This window comes from Pseudonocardia wallangbongensis, assembly GCF_054486945.1.
The window spans coordinates 1-14,483 of record NZ_JBRERS010000025.1; the positions used below are offsets into that span (position 1 = coordinate 1).

The 14,483-nt window shown below is 72.4% G+C and carries 16 protein-coding genes; 8 read left to right on the top strand and 8 right to left on the bottom strand.

Features of this window, described 5'->3' with window-relative positions:
* Positions 1–288 (top strand): hypothetical protein (locus tag ACU436_RS41380; protein ID WP_459032652.1); only part of this gene is annotated, 288 nt, incomplete at its 5' end.
* Between the two features lie 173 nt (positions 289–461).
* Positions 462–1,343, top strand: coding sequence for a formylglycine-generating enzyme family protein (locus ACU436_RS41385; RefSeq protein WP_459032653.1), 882 nt, complete (start codon positions 462–464; stop codon positions 1,341–1,343).
* Between the two features lie 2 nt (positions 1,344–1,345).
* Here the strand turns inward: ACU436_RS41385 and ACU436_RS41390 are convergent, their stop codons facing one another.
* The 4 genes from ACU436_RS41390 to ACU436_RS41405 form a co-directional block, all read right to left on the bottom strand.
* A complete protein-coding gene (locus ACU436_RS41390; RefSeq protein WP_459032655.1) occupies positions 1,346–1,627 on the bottom strand; it encodes a YggT family protein in 282 nt (93 codons plus the stop codon).
* Positions 1,628–1,705: 78 nt separating this feature from the next.
* Positions 1,706–2,440 (bottom strand): dihydrofolate reductase family protein, encoded by a 735-nt coding sequence (locus ACU436_RS41395; RefSeq protein WP_459032656.1) that lies wholly within the window; start codon positions 2,438–2,440, stop codon positions 1,706–1,708.
* Positions 2,440–3,315, bottom strand: coding sequence for a dihydropteroate synthase (gene folP / locus ACU436_RS41400; protein WP_459032657.1), 876 nt, complete (start codon positions 3,313–3,315; stop codon positions 2,440–2,442). The genes ACU436_RS41395 and folP overlap by 1 nt, the downstream gene beginning before the upstream one ends.
* 37 nt (positions 3,316–3,352) lie before the next feature.
* Positions 3,353–3,907 (bottom strand): TetR/AcrR family transcriptional regulator, encoded by a 555-nt coding sequence (locus tag ACU436_RS41405; protein ID WP_459032658.1) that lies wholly within the window; start codon positions 3,905–3,907, stop codon positions 3,353–3,355.
* 99 nt (positions 3,908–4,006) lie between these two features.
* On the opposite strand from ACU436_RS41405, the gene ACU436_RS41410 reads away from it, so the two are divergent.
* The 6 genes from ACU436_RS41410 (at position 4,007) to ACU436_RS41435 (ending at position 8,551) form a co-directional block, all read left to right on the top strand.
* Positions 4,007–4,945, top strand: a complete 939-nt coding sequence (locus tag ACU436_RS41410; RefSeq protein ID WP_459032659.1) for a zinc-binding dehydrogenase — start codon at positions 4,007–4,009, stop codon at positions 4,943–4,945.
* Between the two features lie 114 nt (positions 4,946–5,059).
* The gene (locus ACU436_RS41415; protein ID WP_459032660.1) at positions 5,060–5,446 is read left to right on the top strand and encodes an SCO5389 family protein; all 387 of its coding nucleotides are present in this window, start codon (positions 5,060–5,062) and stop codon (positions 5,444–5,446) included.
* Positions 5,447–5,526: 80 nt separating this feature from the next.
* Complete coding sequence (locus ACU436_RS41420) at positions 5,527–6,531, top strand: 4-hydroxythreonine-4-phosphate dehydrogenase PdxA (RefSeq protein ID WP_459032661.1); 1,005 nt, start codon at positions 5,527–5,529, stop codon at positions 6,529–6,531.
* Between the two features lie 95 nt (positions 6,532–6,626).
* Positions 6,627–7,262, top strand: coding sequence for a hypothetical protein (locus tag ACU436_RS41425; RefSeq protein ID WP_459032662.1), 636 nt, complete (start codon positions 6,627–6,629; stop codon positions 7,260–7,262).
* 50 nt (positions 7,263–7,312) lie between these two features.
* Positions 7,313–8,047: a B3/B4 domain-containing protein gene (locus tag ACU436_RS41430; RefSeq protein WP_459032663.1), complete on the top strand. Its 735-nt coding sequence runs from the start codon at positions 7,313–7,315 to the stop codon at positions 8,045–8,047.
* A 30-nt stretch (positions 8,048–8,077) separates the two neighbouring features.
* Positions 8,078–8,551: a hypothetical protein gene (locus tag ACU436_RS41435; protein ID WP_459032664.1), complete on the top strand. Its 474-nt coding sequence runs from the start codon at positions 8,078–8,080 to the stop codon at positions 8,549–8,551.
* A gap of 2 nt (positions 8,552–8,553) precedes the next feature.
* Here the strand turns inward: ACU436_RS41435 and ACU436_RS41440 are convergent, their stop codons facing one another.
* The 4 genes from ACU436_RS41440 to ACU436_RS41455 all read right to left on the bottom strand — a co-directional run bounded on the left by ACU436_RS41440 (position 8,554) and on the right by ACU436_RS41455 (position 14,483).
* Positions 8,554–10,974, bottom strand: a complete 2,421-nt coding sequence (locus ACU436_RS41440) for a glycoside hydrolase family 65 protein (RefSeq protein WP_459032665.1) — start codon at positions 10,972–10,974, stop codon at positions 8,554–8,556.
* Positions 10,975–11,035: 61 nt separating this feature from the next.
* On the bottom strand, positions 11,036–11,878 hold the full coding sequence (locus ACU436_RS41445; protein ID WP_459032666.1) for a carbohydrate ABC transporter permease: 843 nt from the start codon (positions 11,876–11,878) through the stop codon (positions 11,036–11,038).
* Entirely contained in the window at positions 11,875–13,188 is a 1,314-nt protein-coding gene (locus ACU436_RS41450; protein WP_459032667.1) for an ABC transporter permease, read from the bottom strand. Before ACU436_RS41450 ends, ACU436_RS41445 begins: the two co-directional genes overlap by 4 nt.
* Positions 13,185–14,483 (bottom strand): ABC transporter substrate-binding protein, encoded by a 1,299-nt coding sequence (locus ACU436_RS41455; protein WP_459032689.1) that lies wholly within the window; start codon positions 14,481–14,483, stop codon positions 13,185–13,187. The genes ACU436_RS41450 and ACU436_RS41455 overlap by 4 nt, the downstream gene beginning before the upstream one ends.

Here is a 14,483-nt window from a genome sequence, read left to right on the forward strand (position 1 = left end):
GACAACCTCGTCCTCACCTGCACCCACCACCACAAGCTCATCCACGACGCCGGCTACCGGATCCGACGACTGCCCGGGCGGTGGGAGTTCCTCCGCCCAGACGGCACCCCGATTCCGATCACTGCAGCACCGTTGACCGGCAACACCGAAAGTTTGATCGAGATGCACACCCGGGCCCGGCAGCGGATCGGCCGCAGCACGTTGACCCCGGACTGGGACGGCGATCGCCTCGACCCCGAACCCATCCTGGACGTGCTGTTGCCGAAGCGGATCAGGACAGCAGCCTGAATGGGTCGCGTTCCGCGGAACGCGCCGCGCAAAAAGGGAGAGGGGAACGGGACCACAGGATAGTTGAGCAGGCACCCGGCAGAAGGGCGCCGGCGACGTGACCTGGCCGCGTTCCGCCGGGACGTACCCGCCGGCAGCGAGCACGTAGGCTCCGCCGAGGAGGAGGTGTTCCGATGTCGTCCTGCTGTCCCCCCGGTCGTTCCGGCGCGGAGTCGCTGGAACGGGCGCCGGTGGCGGTCGGCGCGACCCGGCTCGACGGCATGGTCGCGCTGCCGGGCGGCACGTTCCGCATGGGTACCGAGGACCCGGACGGGTTTCCCCAGGACCGCGAGGGGCCCGTGCGGGAGGTGTCGGTGGAGCCGTTCGCGATCGGGGCGCACGCCGTCACGAACGAGCGGTTCGCCGAGTTCGTCGACGCCACCGGCTACGAGACCGACGCCGAGCGGTTCGGCTGGTCGTACGTGTTCGCGAGGTTCCTGCCCAAGGAACTGCGACGGGCCTCCCCGCGGCTGGAGCAGACACCGTGGTGGTGCGGGGTGACCGGGGCGCTGTGGCGGCGGCCGGAAGGGCCGGGGAGCGACCTCGACGGGCGCTGGGGCCACCCCGTCGTGCACGTGTCCTGGCACGACGCGGCCGCGTTCTGCACGTGGGCGGGCGCGCGGCTGCCGGCGGAGGCGGAATGGGAGTACGCCGCGCGGGGCGGGCTCGACCAGGCCCGCTACCCGTGGGGCGACGAGCTCACGCCCGGCGGCGAGCACCGCTGCAACATCTGGCAGGGCCGGTTCCCGGTGCAGAACACCGAAGAGGACGGGTTCACCGGCACCGCCCCCGCGGACTCGTTCGAGCCGAACGGCTTCGGCCTGTACAACGTGGCGGGCAACGTGTGGGAGTGGTGCGCCGACTGGTTCGACCGGGCCGAGCAGAGCCGCGCGATGCGCGGCGGCTCCTACCTGTGCCACGAGTCGTACTGCAACCGCTACCGCGTGGCTGCCCGCACCGCCAACACGCCGGACAGCTCGGCCGGCAACCTCGGGTTCCGCGTCCTGACCTCCTGATCTCAGAGCCAGACGACGACCTGGCGCAGCAGGATCGCCGCGACGAAGACGACGATGAACGCCAGGTCGATCCCCACGGAGCCGAACCGGACCGGCGGGAGTACCCGGCGCACCGGCGCCAGCACCGGCTCGGTGACGCCGTGCGTGACACGCCGGGCGGTACGCCGCCACTCGGGTTCGGGACCCGACGACAACACGGCGATCCAGTCGACTGCCATCCGCGCGATCAGCACGAGCTGGAAGAGCAGCAGCACCGTACCGAGCAGTGCACCGATCGCGGACATTCAGGTCTCCTCCCGTTTCCTGCTCGGTGAACGTCCGAGGAGGCGGCAAAGTGTCCGGATCGTCCGGGAAGAACTCGCTCAGCGCAGCACGCCGTAGCGCACCATCAGCGTGTCGCTCTCCGCCACCACCGAGAGGAGCTCCAGGCGTGCCGGATCGATCTCGACGCCGGAGGCGATCCGGCTCGCGCCTCCCGACACGAGCACGGGCGAGACGGTGAGCCGCAGCTCGTCGACCACTCCCGCCGCGAGCAGCGAGCCGAAGAGCTGCGCCCCGCCCTCGGAGTCGACGCGCTGCAGCCCGTCCGCGGCGAGCCCGTCCACGGCCAGGCGCAGGTCGACCTCCCGCTCCCCGGCAATCACGACGGTGGCGCCGGCCGCGGCCCAGGCTGCGCGCTTGCGCTCCGGTGCCGTCGCGGTGGTGATCACGTAGGTGGGCACGAGCGCCTCGGTGACGACCGGTGCGTCCTCCGGCAGCCCGCCCATCGTCACCACGGCCGTCGGCGGGATCGGGGCGAGGCCGTGGCGCTCACGCCGGGCGGCGGTCTCCTCGTCCGGGTGCGCGCCGCGGAACTCCTCGACCATCGCGGTCGTCGCCCCCACCAGCAGGACGTCGGCGAGGTCGCTGCCCAGCCGCAGCACCCGCCGGTCGGGATCGTTGGACAAGGCACGCGCGCGTCCGTCCAGCGACACCGCGCCGTCGGCGCTCGCCACGAAGTTGACGCAGAGCCACCGCCTCGCGGGGTACGCGTAGAGCCGCTCGAGCTGCTCGTCGCCGAGCACGCCCGCATCCTGGGGCGGCCAGATCTGCCGCATCAGGCGATCCACTCCGACGCCCGCACCGGGCGCCTCCCGTCGAAGACGCTGGCGACGATCTCCAGCGCGTGCCGGGTGGGCTCCACCTCGTGCGCCCGGAAGACGCGGGCGCCCGCCTGCGCGGCGATGGTGGTGGCCGCGAGCGTGCCGGCGAGGCGCCGGTCGAGCCCGACGCCGAGCGTCTCGCCCACGAACGTCTTGTTGGACAGCGCCATCAGCACCGGCCACCCGGTGGCCACGAACCGCGGCACCGCTCGGAGCAGTTCGAGGTGGTCGGCCGTGTTCTTGCCGAACCCGGTGGCGTCGATCAGGATGCCCGCCCGCGGCACGCCCCGCGCCTCGGCCAGCTCGGCGAGCCCCACGGTGTGGTCGAGGACGGCCGCGGCGACGTCGTCGTAGTCGGGACGGACCGGCGCGGAACGCGGCTCCCGCCCGCCGGTGTGCGTGCACACGTACCCGGCGCCGTACTCCGCGGCGACGTCGATCAGCTTCGGGTCGTAGCCGGCCCACGCGTCGTTGAGCAGGTCGGCGCCGGCCCGGCACGCCGCGGCGCCGACCTCGTGCCGCCAGGTGTCGATGCTGATGATGATGTCCGGGTACCGGCCGCGGATGTACTCGACCGTCGGCACGACCCGGCGGATCTCCTCGTCGGCGTCCACGTCGTCGCCCGGGCTCGCGGCCACCCCACCGATGTCGATCATGTCGGCGCCCTGGGAGACGGCCCGGTCGATCGCGGCCTTCGCGGGCTCGTCGGCGAACGTCGCGCCGTTGTCGTAGAACGAGTCGGGGGTGCGGTTGACGATCGCCATGACCAGCGCGCGGTCGCGCACCGGCCGGCGTCCACGTATCACCAGATCGCTCGCCGCGTCCGCCATGCGCACCCGCTCCCGCTCGATACCCCTGAATCGGACTCTACGTCTCGACCGCGCCGGCCAGCACGACCGGCAGGATCGCCGAACGGATCAGGGACTCGGCCGGTGGAGTGCCGTGCGTGACCAGGTGCAGGACGATCAACGCGGGCCCCACGTCGGCACGCACCTCGAGGTCGGGCACCGGGCCGATCACGCGCCGGAGCAGGTCCCTGATCTCCGCGCGCACCGGCTCGACCTTGGCCTCGCGCACGGCGGCGGCCAGCTCCGACTGCGGGGCGGAGAACAGGACCGCCAGCAGCGCGGCGCGGCGGCCGAACGCGTCGGCGATCCGCACCAGGCGGGCCACCAGGTCCTCGAGCGGGTCGCCGGTCGGCTCGGCGTCGTGGTCCGCCACCGCGGCGCACAGGGCGTCGACGACGAGCTCGTACTTCGTGGGCCAGCGCCGGTAGAGCGAGCCGAGGCCGACACCGGCCTTGCGCGCGACGTCGGCCACGCGCAGCCCGTCGTAGCCGTGCTCGTCGAGCAGCACCAGCGTCTCGCGGAGTGCGGCCCGGCCGACCTCGGGGTCGCGCGGCCGCCCCCTGTCCTTGCCCACCCGCACGAGCTTACGGGAACGTTGACTTCCGGAAGTCGCGGTGCTAAACCGGTAACCGTCATTATCGGAAGTGGCAGTTATCGAAATCTGGAGCACGAGATGAAGGCAGTCGTCACCGACCCCGGCACGACCCCGGGGCTGCGCCTCTCCGACGTTCCGCCGCCCGAGCCCGCCGCGAACCAGGCCGTGGTCAGGGTCGAGGCGTTCTCGCTGAACGCCGGCGAGACCCGCACCGCTCAGGAGGCGACCAGCAGCTACGTGCCGGGCTGGGACTTCGCCGGCGTCGTCGACGAGCCGGCGGCGGACGGGAGCACCCCACCCAAGGGGACCCGGGTGTTCGGGTTCATCCCGCAGGGATCCTGGGCGGAGTACCTCGTCGCGGACTCGCGGATGATGGCCGAGACCCCGGACGGCGTGTCGAACGCGCAGGCCGCTGCCCTGCCGGTGGCAGCCGTGACGGCCCTCGCCTCGCTCGAGTCGGCCGGCACGCTGCTGCGCCGCACGGTCCTCGTCACCGGCGCCGCGGGTGGCGTCGGGCGCTTCGCGTGCCAGCTGGCACGCCTCGCCGGCGCCGACGTCGTGGCCGTCAGCCGGCGTCCCGCCCTGCCGGAGCAGCTGCGCTCGGACGGCATCGCGTCCCCCACCGTCTTCCCGACGGCCGCGGAGGCCGCCGCGGCCGGTCGCTACGACGTGATCCTCGACGGGGTCGGCGGGGACACGCTCGCGCAGGCCCTCGCCGCCCTCGCCCCCGGCGGGGTCTGCGTCAGCTTCGGCAACGGGAGCCGCCGGCCCACGAGCTTCGACGCGGGCGAGTTCTACCACACGCAAGGCGCGCGACTGCAGGGCTTCTGGCTCGGCCAGTACCTCGCCGCGGGCACCGACTGCCGGCCGATGCTGGCGTGGCTGGCCGACCTCGTCGGACGGGGCCGGCTGCACACCCCGGTGCATGCCGCCCTGCCCTGGACCGAGGTCGCGACGGCCGCCGGCCTCCTCACCGGGCAGGAGGTCGACGGAAAGATCGTGCTGACCGTCGAATAAGGCCACGTGCGAATTCATGCATGCGAGAAAAGCTCCCCTGATCGGGTGTTTTCACGGTCCAACCGACGCCGTAGCGTTCGCACGCGTCCAGTTCACTCGAGCTCGGGAGGTTCGGTGTCACTGACGGTTCCGGCGGCCTTGCTGGAGAAGGCTAAAGAAGGGACAGTCGACGACGAAGAATTTGTCGCCTGCATCCGCGATTCACTTCCGTACGCGTGGTCGATGGTGGAGCGGCTGGCGAAGGAGCTGGAGGCGGGCGGCACGCCCTCGGCGCAGAACCTGGAGGTCCCGCCGGACGAGCGCTCGTGGGGCGAGGTCTTCCGGCTGGTCGGGAGCGACTCCATGCGTGGTGCCGTGCAGCGGCACTTCGGCGTGCGAATGGCATTTCAGAACTGCTGCCGCGTCGGATTGTTCCGGCCGGACGCCACGGCGGAGTACGAGGAATTCGTCTCGCCACGCGCCCAGCTGCTGAACCAGAAACCGGAGCTGCTCAACTGCTGAGGTGACGCGCGCTGGGTGTGGTCTTCGCAGGGTCCGCGGACCCTGCGAAGACCGCGCCCGGCGCGCGTACCCTTTTGCGCATGACCACCAGCCACCCCGCCAAGCCCCGCATCGCCGTCACCCTCGGCGACCCCGCCGGGATCGGCCCGGAGCTGGTCGCCCGGCTGCTGGCCGAGGAGAGCACCACGGAGGCGGCCGACGTCGTGCTGATCTCCGACGAGCGGGAGCTCGCCGACGCCCAGGACGACGCCGGGGTGACGTTCGCCCACAACGAGCCGGGCGCGCCGCGGCTGCACGACAACGGGGTGGCGCGGCCGGGCACGTTCCGGCGCCCATTCGAACGCAAGGTCGCCACCGAGGCGGGCGGGCGATGGGCGATGAGCAACCTGCGCGTCGCGCTGGAGATGGCCGATGCCGGCGACGTCGACGCGATCCTCTTCGCACCGCTGAACAAGTCCTCGCTGCACCTGGCCGGGATGCGGGAGAAGGACGAGCTGCGCTGGTTCGAGACCATCCTCGGCGACGAGTCGTTCACCTGCGAGCTGAACGTGCTCCCGACCATCTGGACCGCGCGGGTCACATCGCACGTCTCGATCGCCGAGGTCGCGGACGGCATCACCCGGGAGAACGTGCTCGGCGCCGGCCGGCTGCTGCACTCCGTGCTGCGCGACTCCGGCATCGCCGCGCCGCGCCTCGGCGTGTGCGCCCTCAACCCGCACGCCGGCGAGAGCGGGCGCTTCGGCCGCCACGAGATCGACGTCATCGCGCCCGCCGTCGGCGAGCTGCAGGCCGAGGGCGTCGACGCGACGGGCCCGTTCCCCTCGGACACGATCTTCCTGCGCCGGGAGGAGTTCGACGGGATCCTGACCATGTACCACGACCAGGGGCAGATCGCGATGAAGCTGGTCGGCTTCGACGGCGGGGTGACGATGGCCGGCGGGTTGCGGGTGCCCATCTGCACGCCGGCCCACGGCACCGCGTTCGATCTGGTGGGGCGCCGGGCGGCCAACACCGGTTCGATCCGCAACGCGTTCGACCTCGCCACTCGGATCGGCGCACGCCGCCGTGCCAGCCGTTCGGCCTAGCCGATCTACCGCCGTTCGACGCAACGCAACGTACTCGTTACGGACCGGAACTCGGCACACATGCAAGTGCACGTGCGAGTAACATACGTGTCACTGTGAGTCAGGAGCTGGGCATGGCGGAGCGCGGGCTGGACCGTTTCGCCGTCCGCGTGCTGGAGGGGATCGGCAAGCAGCTGTGGGGCTTCCCACCCCGCCTGATGGGGCCGATCGTCTCCCAGTTGGGAGCCGCGCAGGCACTCGGCTGGTTCCTGCGCAACATGCCGCGCTACGAGCGCACCCTCCGGATCCTCGGCCCGCTGCGCACCCACCTGGTCTGCACCCTCATCTCGCTCCACAACGGCTGCCGCTACTGCTCCTTCGGGCACCTCTACGCGGTCGAGCTGATCTACCTCGACCAACGCGGCCGGCTCTTCCCCGTCGACGCGCGGTCGGTGTCGGAGTGGGTCGACCTGAAGCCGCACGAGCTGCGCAGGCAGATGGTCCAGGTGCTGCAGCAGGCCGATCTCCACGGGGAAGTGCTGTGGGTCGGCCCCGCGCTGGCGCTGGCCGACGGGTCCCAGCCGCCCGTCGACGCGCAGGAGGCCCGCATCGCCCACCTCGCATCGATGTTCCGCGTACTCAACGACGTCGGCATCGAAGGCCGTGTCGAGCCCGACGAGGCGCACGACCCCCTCAACAAGAACCTCCGGCTCAAGGAGCGTCACCACCAACTGCGGGCGTCGTCGGCATAGGACGGTCCACTCGGCGTCATCCGCACTGGTCATCGTGCAGAATCGGGCCCGTGCCCACCACCCTCACCGTGCACGCCGACGTCCGGGCGCGGTTCCCGCAGCTGCGCGTCGAGCTGGTCGTCGCCACCGGCCTCGACAACACCGGTCACTGGCCGGATGTGGAGGCCGCGCTGGCCGCGGCCGAGACGGACGCCGCGGACGGCTCGATCGCCTGGTCCGAGAAGGACCCCGCGATCGCTTCGTGGCACGCGGCGTACCGCGCGTTCGACACCAACCCGCGCCGCACCCGCCCCAGCGTGGACGCGCTGCTGCGGCGCCTCGTGCGACAGGGCCGGCTTCCCCGCGTCAACGGCGCGGTGGACGCGTACAACGTGACGTCCGTGCGGTTCGCCGTGCCGGCGGGCGCGTTCGACCTCGACCGGCTCGGCACGCACGTCGAGATCCGGCCGGCCACCGCCGACGACCGGTTCACGCCCCTCGGGGAGCCCGACGAGGTGGAGACGCCCGGTGCCGGGGAGGTCGTCTACGCGCAGGGCACCGAGGTGCTCACCCGGCACTGGAACCACCGCGACGCCCACGCCACGCGGGTCCAGGAGGCCACGACGTCCGCGGTGTTCATGCTGGAACGCGTGAGCGCCGACGTCCCCGCCGAACACCTGGCCGACGCCGTGGAGCACCTGACGACGCTGCTCACCCCGCACGCCACGACCGTCACCACGACGACGCTCACGGCGGAGACGCCCGAGGTGCGCCTCGACACGACCACCGGGCACGCCGTGCTGTAGGCCGGACACCGATGGGGCACGCTGTGTCCCGTGCCACGCCGGACCGCATCGACGCCCAGCCTGTCCCGCTACTGGAACGGCTACGTCGACCACTGCGCGGGTTCCGTGGCCCGCTTCCGCCGGATCACGTACGCGCTCCCGGCCGGGCCAGCACGCACCTGGCTCGGCGAGATCGCCCAGCGGCTCGACGTCGAGCTCGACGCCGTGCGCAGGCTGGCGATCGTCGGTGACTCGATCGAACCCCGGTGGTTCCGGGTGCGCGAGGCGCCGGCCAAGCGCATCGCGCAGCGCCTCGAGGCCGCCCGCACCGCGTTCGCCGACGCGGTGTCCCAGGCCGCGGAGGTGGCCGAGCAGGTCGCGCTCGACCCCGCCCACAGCGACGTCCGGGCCAACCTCGAGGTGCTGAGCCGCCAGGCGTCGCAGCTCGCCCTGACCCCGGCCCCACCGGAGCCGGAACCGGAGCCGCCGCGACGGCGCCGGAGACGCCGCCGCGAGGGCGTATAGCGTCAGCCCGTCCGGCGCAGCGGCTCCTCGACGCCCGACCCCGGGATCGGGATGACGCCGCGGGTCGCGTTGCCGGGGTACCGGGAGCGCGGGGCGCGGCCGTGCGGCTGCTCCACCGGCTCCACCGGGTCGAGCGCGGGGACCGGCAGCACCTGCGGCTCGTCGTCGTCGAGAGCGATCGCCTCGCCGTGGTGGCGCAGCCGCATCGGCGGGCCCGAGACCAGCCGGTACTCCGCCTCGTCCGGCCGGATCTCCACCCGCAGCTGCCGGCCCTGCCACCTCAACCCGAACGAGATCCGCGACAGCGCCGGGGGCAGCCGCGGTGCGAACCCGATCCCGGACTCGTCCATCCGCATCCCGCCGAACCCGGCGACGACGGCCGTCCAGGTGCCGGCCATGGACGCGATGTGCACCCCGTGGTCGGAGTTGCCCGCCAGGTCGTCCAGGTCCACCAGCGCGGCCTCGGCCAGGTAGTCGTAGGCCAGGTCCAGGTGCCCGGTCCAGGCCGCCACCACCGCCTGCGTGCACGCCGACAACGACGAGTCCCGCACCGTCAACGCCTCGTAGTAGGCGAAGTTGCGGCGCATCTGCTCCGGGGTGAACGCGTCCGGGCGCAGCTGCATCGCCAGCACCAGGTCCGCCTGCTTGATCACCTGCTTGCGGTACAGGTCGAAGTACGGCACGTTCAGCAGCAGCGGGTACTTCTCCGCCGGCGTGTTCTCGAAGTCCCACACCTGGTGGTGGGTGAACCCCTCCGCCTGCGGGTGCACCCCCAGGCCCTCGTCGAACGGGATCCGCATCGACTTCGCGGCGTCGCGCCAGCTGGCCATCTCCTCCGCGTCGACGCCGAGGCGGCCCGCGGCGCGGGAGTGGCGGGCGGCGGCGTCGGCGGCGTAGCGCAGGTTCTGCTGCGCCATCAGGTTCGTGTAGACGTTGTTGTCGACGATCGCCGTGTACTCGTCCGGGCCGGTCACCCCGTCGATGCGGAACTCCCCCGCCGAGTCGTGGTGCCCCAGCGACCGCCACAGCCGGGCCGTGGCCACCAGCAGCTCCAACCCCACCTCCCGCTCGAACACCACGTCCCCGGTGGCCGCGACGTAGCGGCGGACCGAGTCGGCGATGTCGGCGTTGATGTGGAACGCGGCCGTGCCGGCCGGCCAGTAGCCCGAACACTCCTGGCCCCGGATCGTGCGCCAGGGGAACGCCGCCCCCCGCAGCCCGAGCTGCTCGGCGCGCTCGTAGGCCTGCGGGAGGATCGAGTGCCGCCACCGCAACGCATCCGCCGCGGCGTGCGGCGCCAGGTGCGCGAGCACCGGCAGGCAGAAGGTCTCGGTGTCCCAGAACGTGTGCCCGTCGTAGCCCTCGCCGGTCAGCCCCTTCGCCCCGATCGCGCGGCGCTCGGCCCGGGCGCCCGCCTGCAGCACGTGGAAGGTGGCCAGCCGCACCGCCTGCTGCAGCTCGGCGTCACCGTCGATCTCGATGTCGGCGGTCTCCCAGAACTCGTCGAGGTACGCGCGCTGCTCGGCGACGAGGCCGTCCCAGCCCGTGTAACGGGCGGCCGCCAGCGCCGCGCGGACCTGGTCGTGCAGGGCGGGCAGCGACCGGCGCGACGACCAGCCGTAGGCCAGGTACTTCACCAGCCGCAACGGCTTGCCCGGTTCGAGGCGCGCGATCACGGTGGTGCGGGCGATGTCCTCGGCCGCCTCCGTGGTCACCTCGGCCGTCTCCGGCCCGTGCACCTCGTGGTCCATTGCGGCGGCGACGTTCAGCCCCGACCGGCGCGTGCCGTGGATGAGGTACGCGCCCGCACCCGAGCAGCCGTGCTGCTCGGCCCGCAGCGGGTCGGTGAGGGCCGCCTCGACGCGCGGGTCGGCCTCGTTGCGGCCGGGCAGCTGCTCGTTGGCCACCAGCTCCGACTGCAGGACGACCAGCGCCGGCGCGTCGACGACCTCCACCTCGTAGCAGATCGCCGCGACCGCGCGCTGGGTGTGCGACACCAGGCGGGTGGACCGGACCTGCACCACCCGGCCCGCGGGCGAGGTCCACTCCACGTCCCGCGACAGCGTGCCGGCCCGCAGGTCCAGCACCCGCTCGTGGCGCCGCAACTGGCCGTATCTCAGGTCGAACGGCTCGTCCTCCACCAGCAGCCGGATCAGCTTGCCGTTGGTGACGTTGATGATCGTCTGCCCGGACTCCGGGTAGCCGTACCCACCCTCCGCGTACGGCAGCGGGCGCCGCTCGTAGAACGAGTTCAGGTACGTCCCGGGCATGGCGTGCGGTTCCCCCTCGTCGAGGTTCGCCCGCAACCCGATGTGCCCGTTGGACAGCGCGAACACCGACTCGACCTGGCCCATCGAGTCCAGATCCAACCGTGGCTCCCGCACCACCCACGGCTCCACCGCGAAGACGCGACCGGACGACATCAGACGGACCTCCATGGATCGGGGAGCGAGCTCGGATCATGGTGCAGCAGACGCTCGACGTTCACTTCGTCGACCCCGCCAGGACGCCTTGCACGAAGGCACGCTGGAACGCGAAGAACACGACGAGCGGCACGATCATCGAGACGAACGCACCGCTCGCCAGAACGTCGACGTTGCTACCGAACTGCCGGAGCTGGCTGCGCAGGGCCACCGTGATCGGAGCGGAGTCCTCGCCAGCAAAAACAAGCGCGACGAGCAGGTCATTCCACACCCACAGGAACTGGAACGTCGCGAGCGCCGCGACGGCGGGCCGCGAGATCGGCAGCACCAGTCGCCAGAAGATCCGGAATTCGCGCCCGCCGTCGAGCCGGGCGGCCTCGAGCAGGTCACGCGGGATTCCCACGAACGAGTTGCGCAGCAGGAACACCGCGAACGGCATCCCGAACGCCACGTGGAACGCGACGAGGCCGGGGATCGAGCCGTACAGGCCGATGCCGCCGAGCAGCTCGGCCACGGGGACGAGCGCCACCTGGACCGGCACGACGAGCAGCGCGACGACGCCGATCGTCACGACGTCCCGCCCGGGGAACTCGATCCACGCCAGCGCGTACGCCGCGAACGCGCCGATGACCACCACGAGCACGGTGGACGGCACGGCGATCAGCACGGTGTTCCACAAGGAGCCCATGACGGCCCGGTCGGCCAGGAGGTCCGCGTAGTTGGCGAGCGTGAGCTGCGCGGGCGCCGTGACGACGGTCCACCAGCCGCTGCGTGCGTTGTTCGCCTCCGGCCGCAGCGAGGCCACCAGCAGGCCGAGCACCGGGAGCATCCAGAACAGCGCGACGGCCACCAGCCCGATCCGCACGATCGGGCCGCCCAAGCGGGCCACCAGCCGCGCGGTCACGAGCGATCCCCCCTGAACCGCCGGATGTTGAACACGACCGCCGGCAGCACCAGCAGGAACAGCAGCACGGCGAGGGCGCTGCCGAGCCCCTGGTCGCCGCCACCGGCGCCGAACGAGACCTGCCACACCTGCAGGGCGAGCACGTTCGCCTCCTCCTGCACCGAGCCCGGCGCGATGACGAAGACCAGGTCGAAGACCTTCAGCACGTTGATCACCAGGGTCACGAACACGACGAGCAGCACCGGTGAGAGCAGCGGCACCGTCACGCGCCGGAACACCTGCCATTCGGTGGCGCCGTCCACCCGCGCCGCCTCGAGGGCGTCGCGCGGGATGCTCGCCAGCCCGGCCGCGATCAACGTCATCGCGAACCCCGTCATGATCCACAACCACGCCGCGATCACGACGGGCGTCACCAGGACGGGCCCGAGCCAGGTCAGCCCGCGGAACGGCTCGGCGAAGCTCGCCGCCGGCAACCGCACGGTGTAGGGCCCACCCTCGAGGTCGGGCACGGTGAACCGCCCGTCGTCACCGGTGGTCGCGGTGGCGACGACCCGGCCCGCCTCCAGCACCTCGACGGCGATGCCCGGCATCCCGCGCTCTCCCGCGTCCACCTCGCCGGTGCGGTCCCGGGTGCCGCCGACGTCCAGCCAGACCAGGCCGCGCAACCCGGCGCCGGGCTCGGGCAGCACCGCGGCGGAGGCCTGCCGGGGCAGGTCCACGGGATCGAAGCCGGTGACCGGCAGGCCCAGCGCACCCTGCGCACCCACGGGCGCGGACGTGCCGAGCGCGCCGTCCGGTGCGACGACGAGCCCGCCGCCCTCCCGCGGGCGTGCTCCCTCGTAGGGCGAGGCGGGCGAGAACACGTCGTGCACCGACACGACCACGGCGTTGACGAGCCCGCGGTCCGGGTCCTCCTCGTAGACGAGCCGGAAGATGATCCCCGAGGCGACCAGCGAGATCGCGAGCGGCATGAACATCACCAGCCGGAACGCGGTGGCCCATCGGATCCGCTCGGTCAGCACGGCCAGGACCAGCCCGATCGTGGTCACCAGGCTCGGGGCGACGACGACCCAGATCACGCTGTTGCGCAGGGCGACGAGCGTGCGGTCGTCGGTGAACGCGGTGACGTAGTTCTCGACGCCGACGAACTCGTCGCCCCGGGCGTCGAACACGCTGCGGACCAGCGAGTACGCCGTCGGGTACACGAGGAAGACGACCACCAGGAGCAGCGCGGGCGTCAGGAACAGCGCCGCGAGCCGGGGGCTCCCACCCGACAGCGGTCCCGTGGGCCGGGTCGCGGGTCGCGTCACGAGTCACCGTTCTCGTACGCCGCGGTGGCCTCGGCCTCGAGCTCGGCGAGGATCCGGTCGGCCTGCGCCGGATCGGCGAGGTAGTCCTGCATCGCACGCCAGAAGCCGTCGCCGCGGGTGGCGCCCAGCGCGCTCGGCATCAGGTCGGACATGTCGAACCGCAGGTTGTCCGCGCCCACCAGCTCCTCGGCGATCTGACGCGTGCTGTCGTCGGGGTACTCGTCCAGCTCGACCTCCCGGTTCGGCGAGACGAAACCACCCTGGGCCGCCCAGATCGACGCCGCCTCCGAGCTCGCCAGGAACTCCATGAGCGCGCGCGTGCCCGGCTCGTCGGTGAGCGCGACGAGGGTGTCACCGCCGCTCACCACGGACGACGCCGGCCCGATCCGCGGGAACGGGAACACCCGCGCGTCCGCGCCCACGCGCGCCGACGTGCTCGCCGCGATCGCCCCGGCGACGAAGTCGGCCTCGAACACGATCGACGCCTGCGGGTCCTCGCCGAACACGTCCACGACCGACTCGGTGAACTCGGTCTGCAGCGCGCTCGAGATCCCGCCGGGCAGGTACTCCGGCCGGAACACGCGACCCAGCGTCTCCAGGGCCGTGCGCACGGACGGGTCGGTCCAGGGGATCTCGTGGCGCGCGAGGCGGTCGTACATAGCGCCGCCCGCGGTCTGCAGGTAGACGTTCTCGAACCAGTCGGTGAGGGTCCAGCCGTCGGCGCCGCCGACCGAGAGCGGCGTGCGCCCGGTGTCGGACAGCTTCCGCAGCGTCTCCACGAACTCGTCCCACGTCCGCGGCGGCACGAAGCCGGGGCCGAGCTGGCCGGCGTCGAACCAGACGGTGGACTTGTTCGCGGCCTTGAACACGAACCCGTACAGCTTCCCGTCGACGGTGCCGAGCTCCTTCCAGACGGGCGCGAACTGGGCGTCGATCACGGACTCGGTGCCGGGGTCCAGCGGCACGAGGGACCCGGCCCGGGCCAGCGTGCGCACCAGCGCGGGCTGGGCGACGCCCGCAACGTCCGGGGGCGAGCCGCCGGCCAGCCGGGTGGCGAGCACGGTGGGCACCTCGTCGCCGCCCGACACGTAGGTGACGGTGGCCCCGGTGCGCTGCTCGAAGACGTCGAGCACCCGCTCGAACGCCGCCTGCTCCTCGTCCGACCACACGGCGAGGACCTCGATCGTCTGCCCCGCGAGCGGCCCGGGCCGGGCCGGCGCGGGCTGCGGGCCGCCACAGTCGGCGACGACGAGGAGCGCCGTCACCAGCCCGCCGACGACCCGCTTCCCCCGCAT

Excerpts from the sequence above, each read along its gene's own strand:
- ACU436_RS41385 (WP_459032653.1), top strand. The coding sequence starts at position 462 with ATGTCGTCCTGCTGTCCCCCCGGTCGTTCCGGCGCGGAGTCGCTGGAA.
- ACU436_RS41390 (WP_459032655.1), bottom strand. The coding sequence starts at position 1,627 with ATGTCCGCGATCGGTGCACTGCTCGGTACGGTGCTGCTGCTCTTCCAG.
- ACU436_RS41395 (WP_459032656.1), bottom strand. The coding sequence starts at position 2,440 with ATGCGGCAGATCTGGCCGCCCCAGGATGCGGGCGTGCTCGGCGACGAG.
- folP (WP_459032657.1), bottom strand. The coding sequence starts at position 3,315 with ATGGCGGACGCGGCGAGCGATCTGGTGATACGTGGACGCCGGCCGGTG.
- ACU436_RS41410 (WP_459032659.1), top strand. The coding sequence starts at position 4,007 with ATGAAGGCAGTCGTCACCGACCCCGGCACGACCCCGGGGCTGCGCCTC.
- ACU436_RS41420 (WP_459032661.1), top strand. The coding sequence starts at position 5,527 with ATGACCACCAGCCACCCCGCCAAGCCCCGCATCGCCGTCACCCTCGGC.
- ACU436_RS41440 (WP_459032665.1), bottom strand. The coding sequence starts at position 10,974 with ATGTCGTCCGGTCGCGTCTTCGCGGTGGAGCCGTGGGTGGTGCGGGAG.
- ACU436_RS41455 (WP_459032689.1), bottom strand. The coding sequence starts at position 14,483 with ATGCGGGGGAAGCGGGTCGTCGGCGGGCTGGTGACGGCGCTCCTCGTC.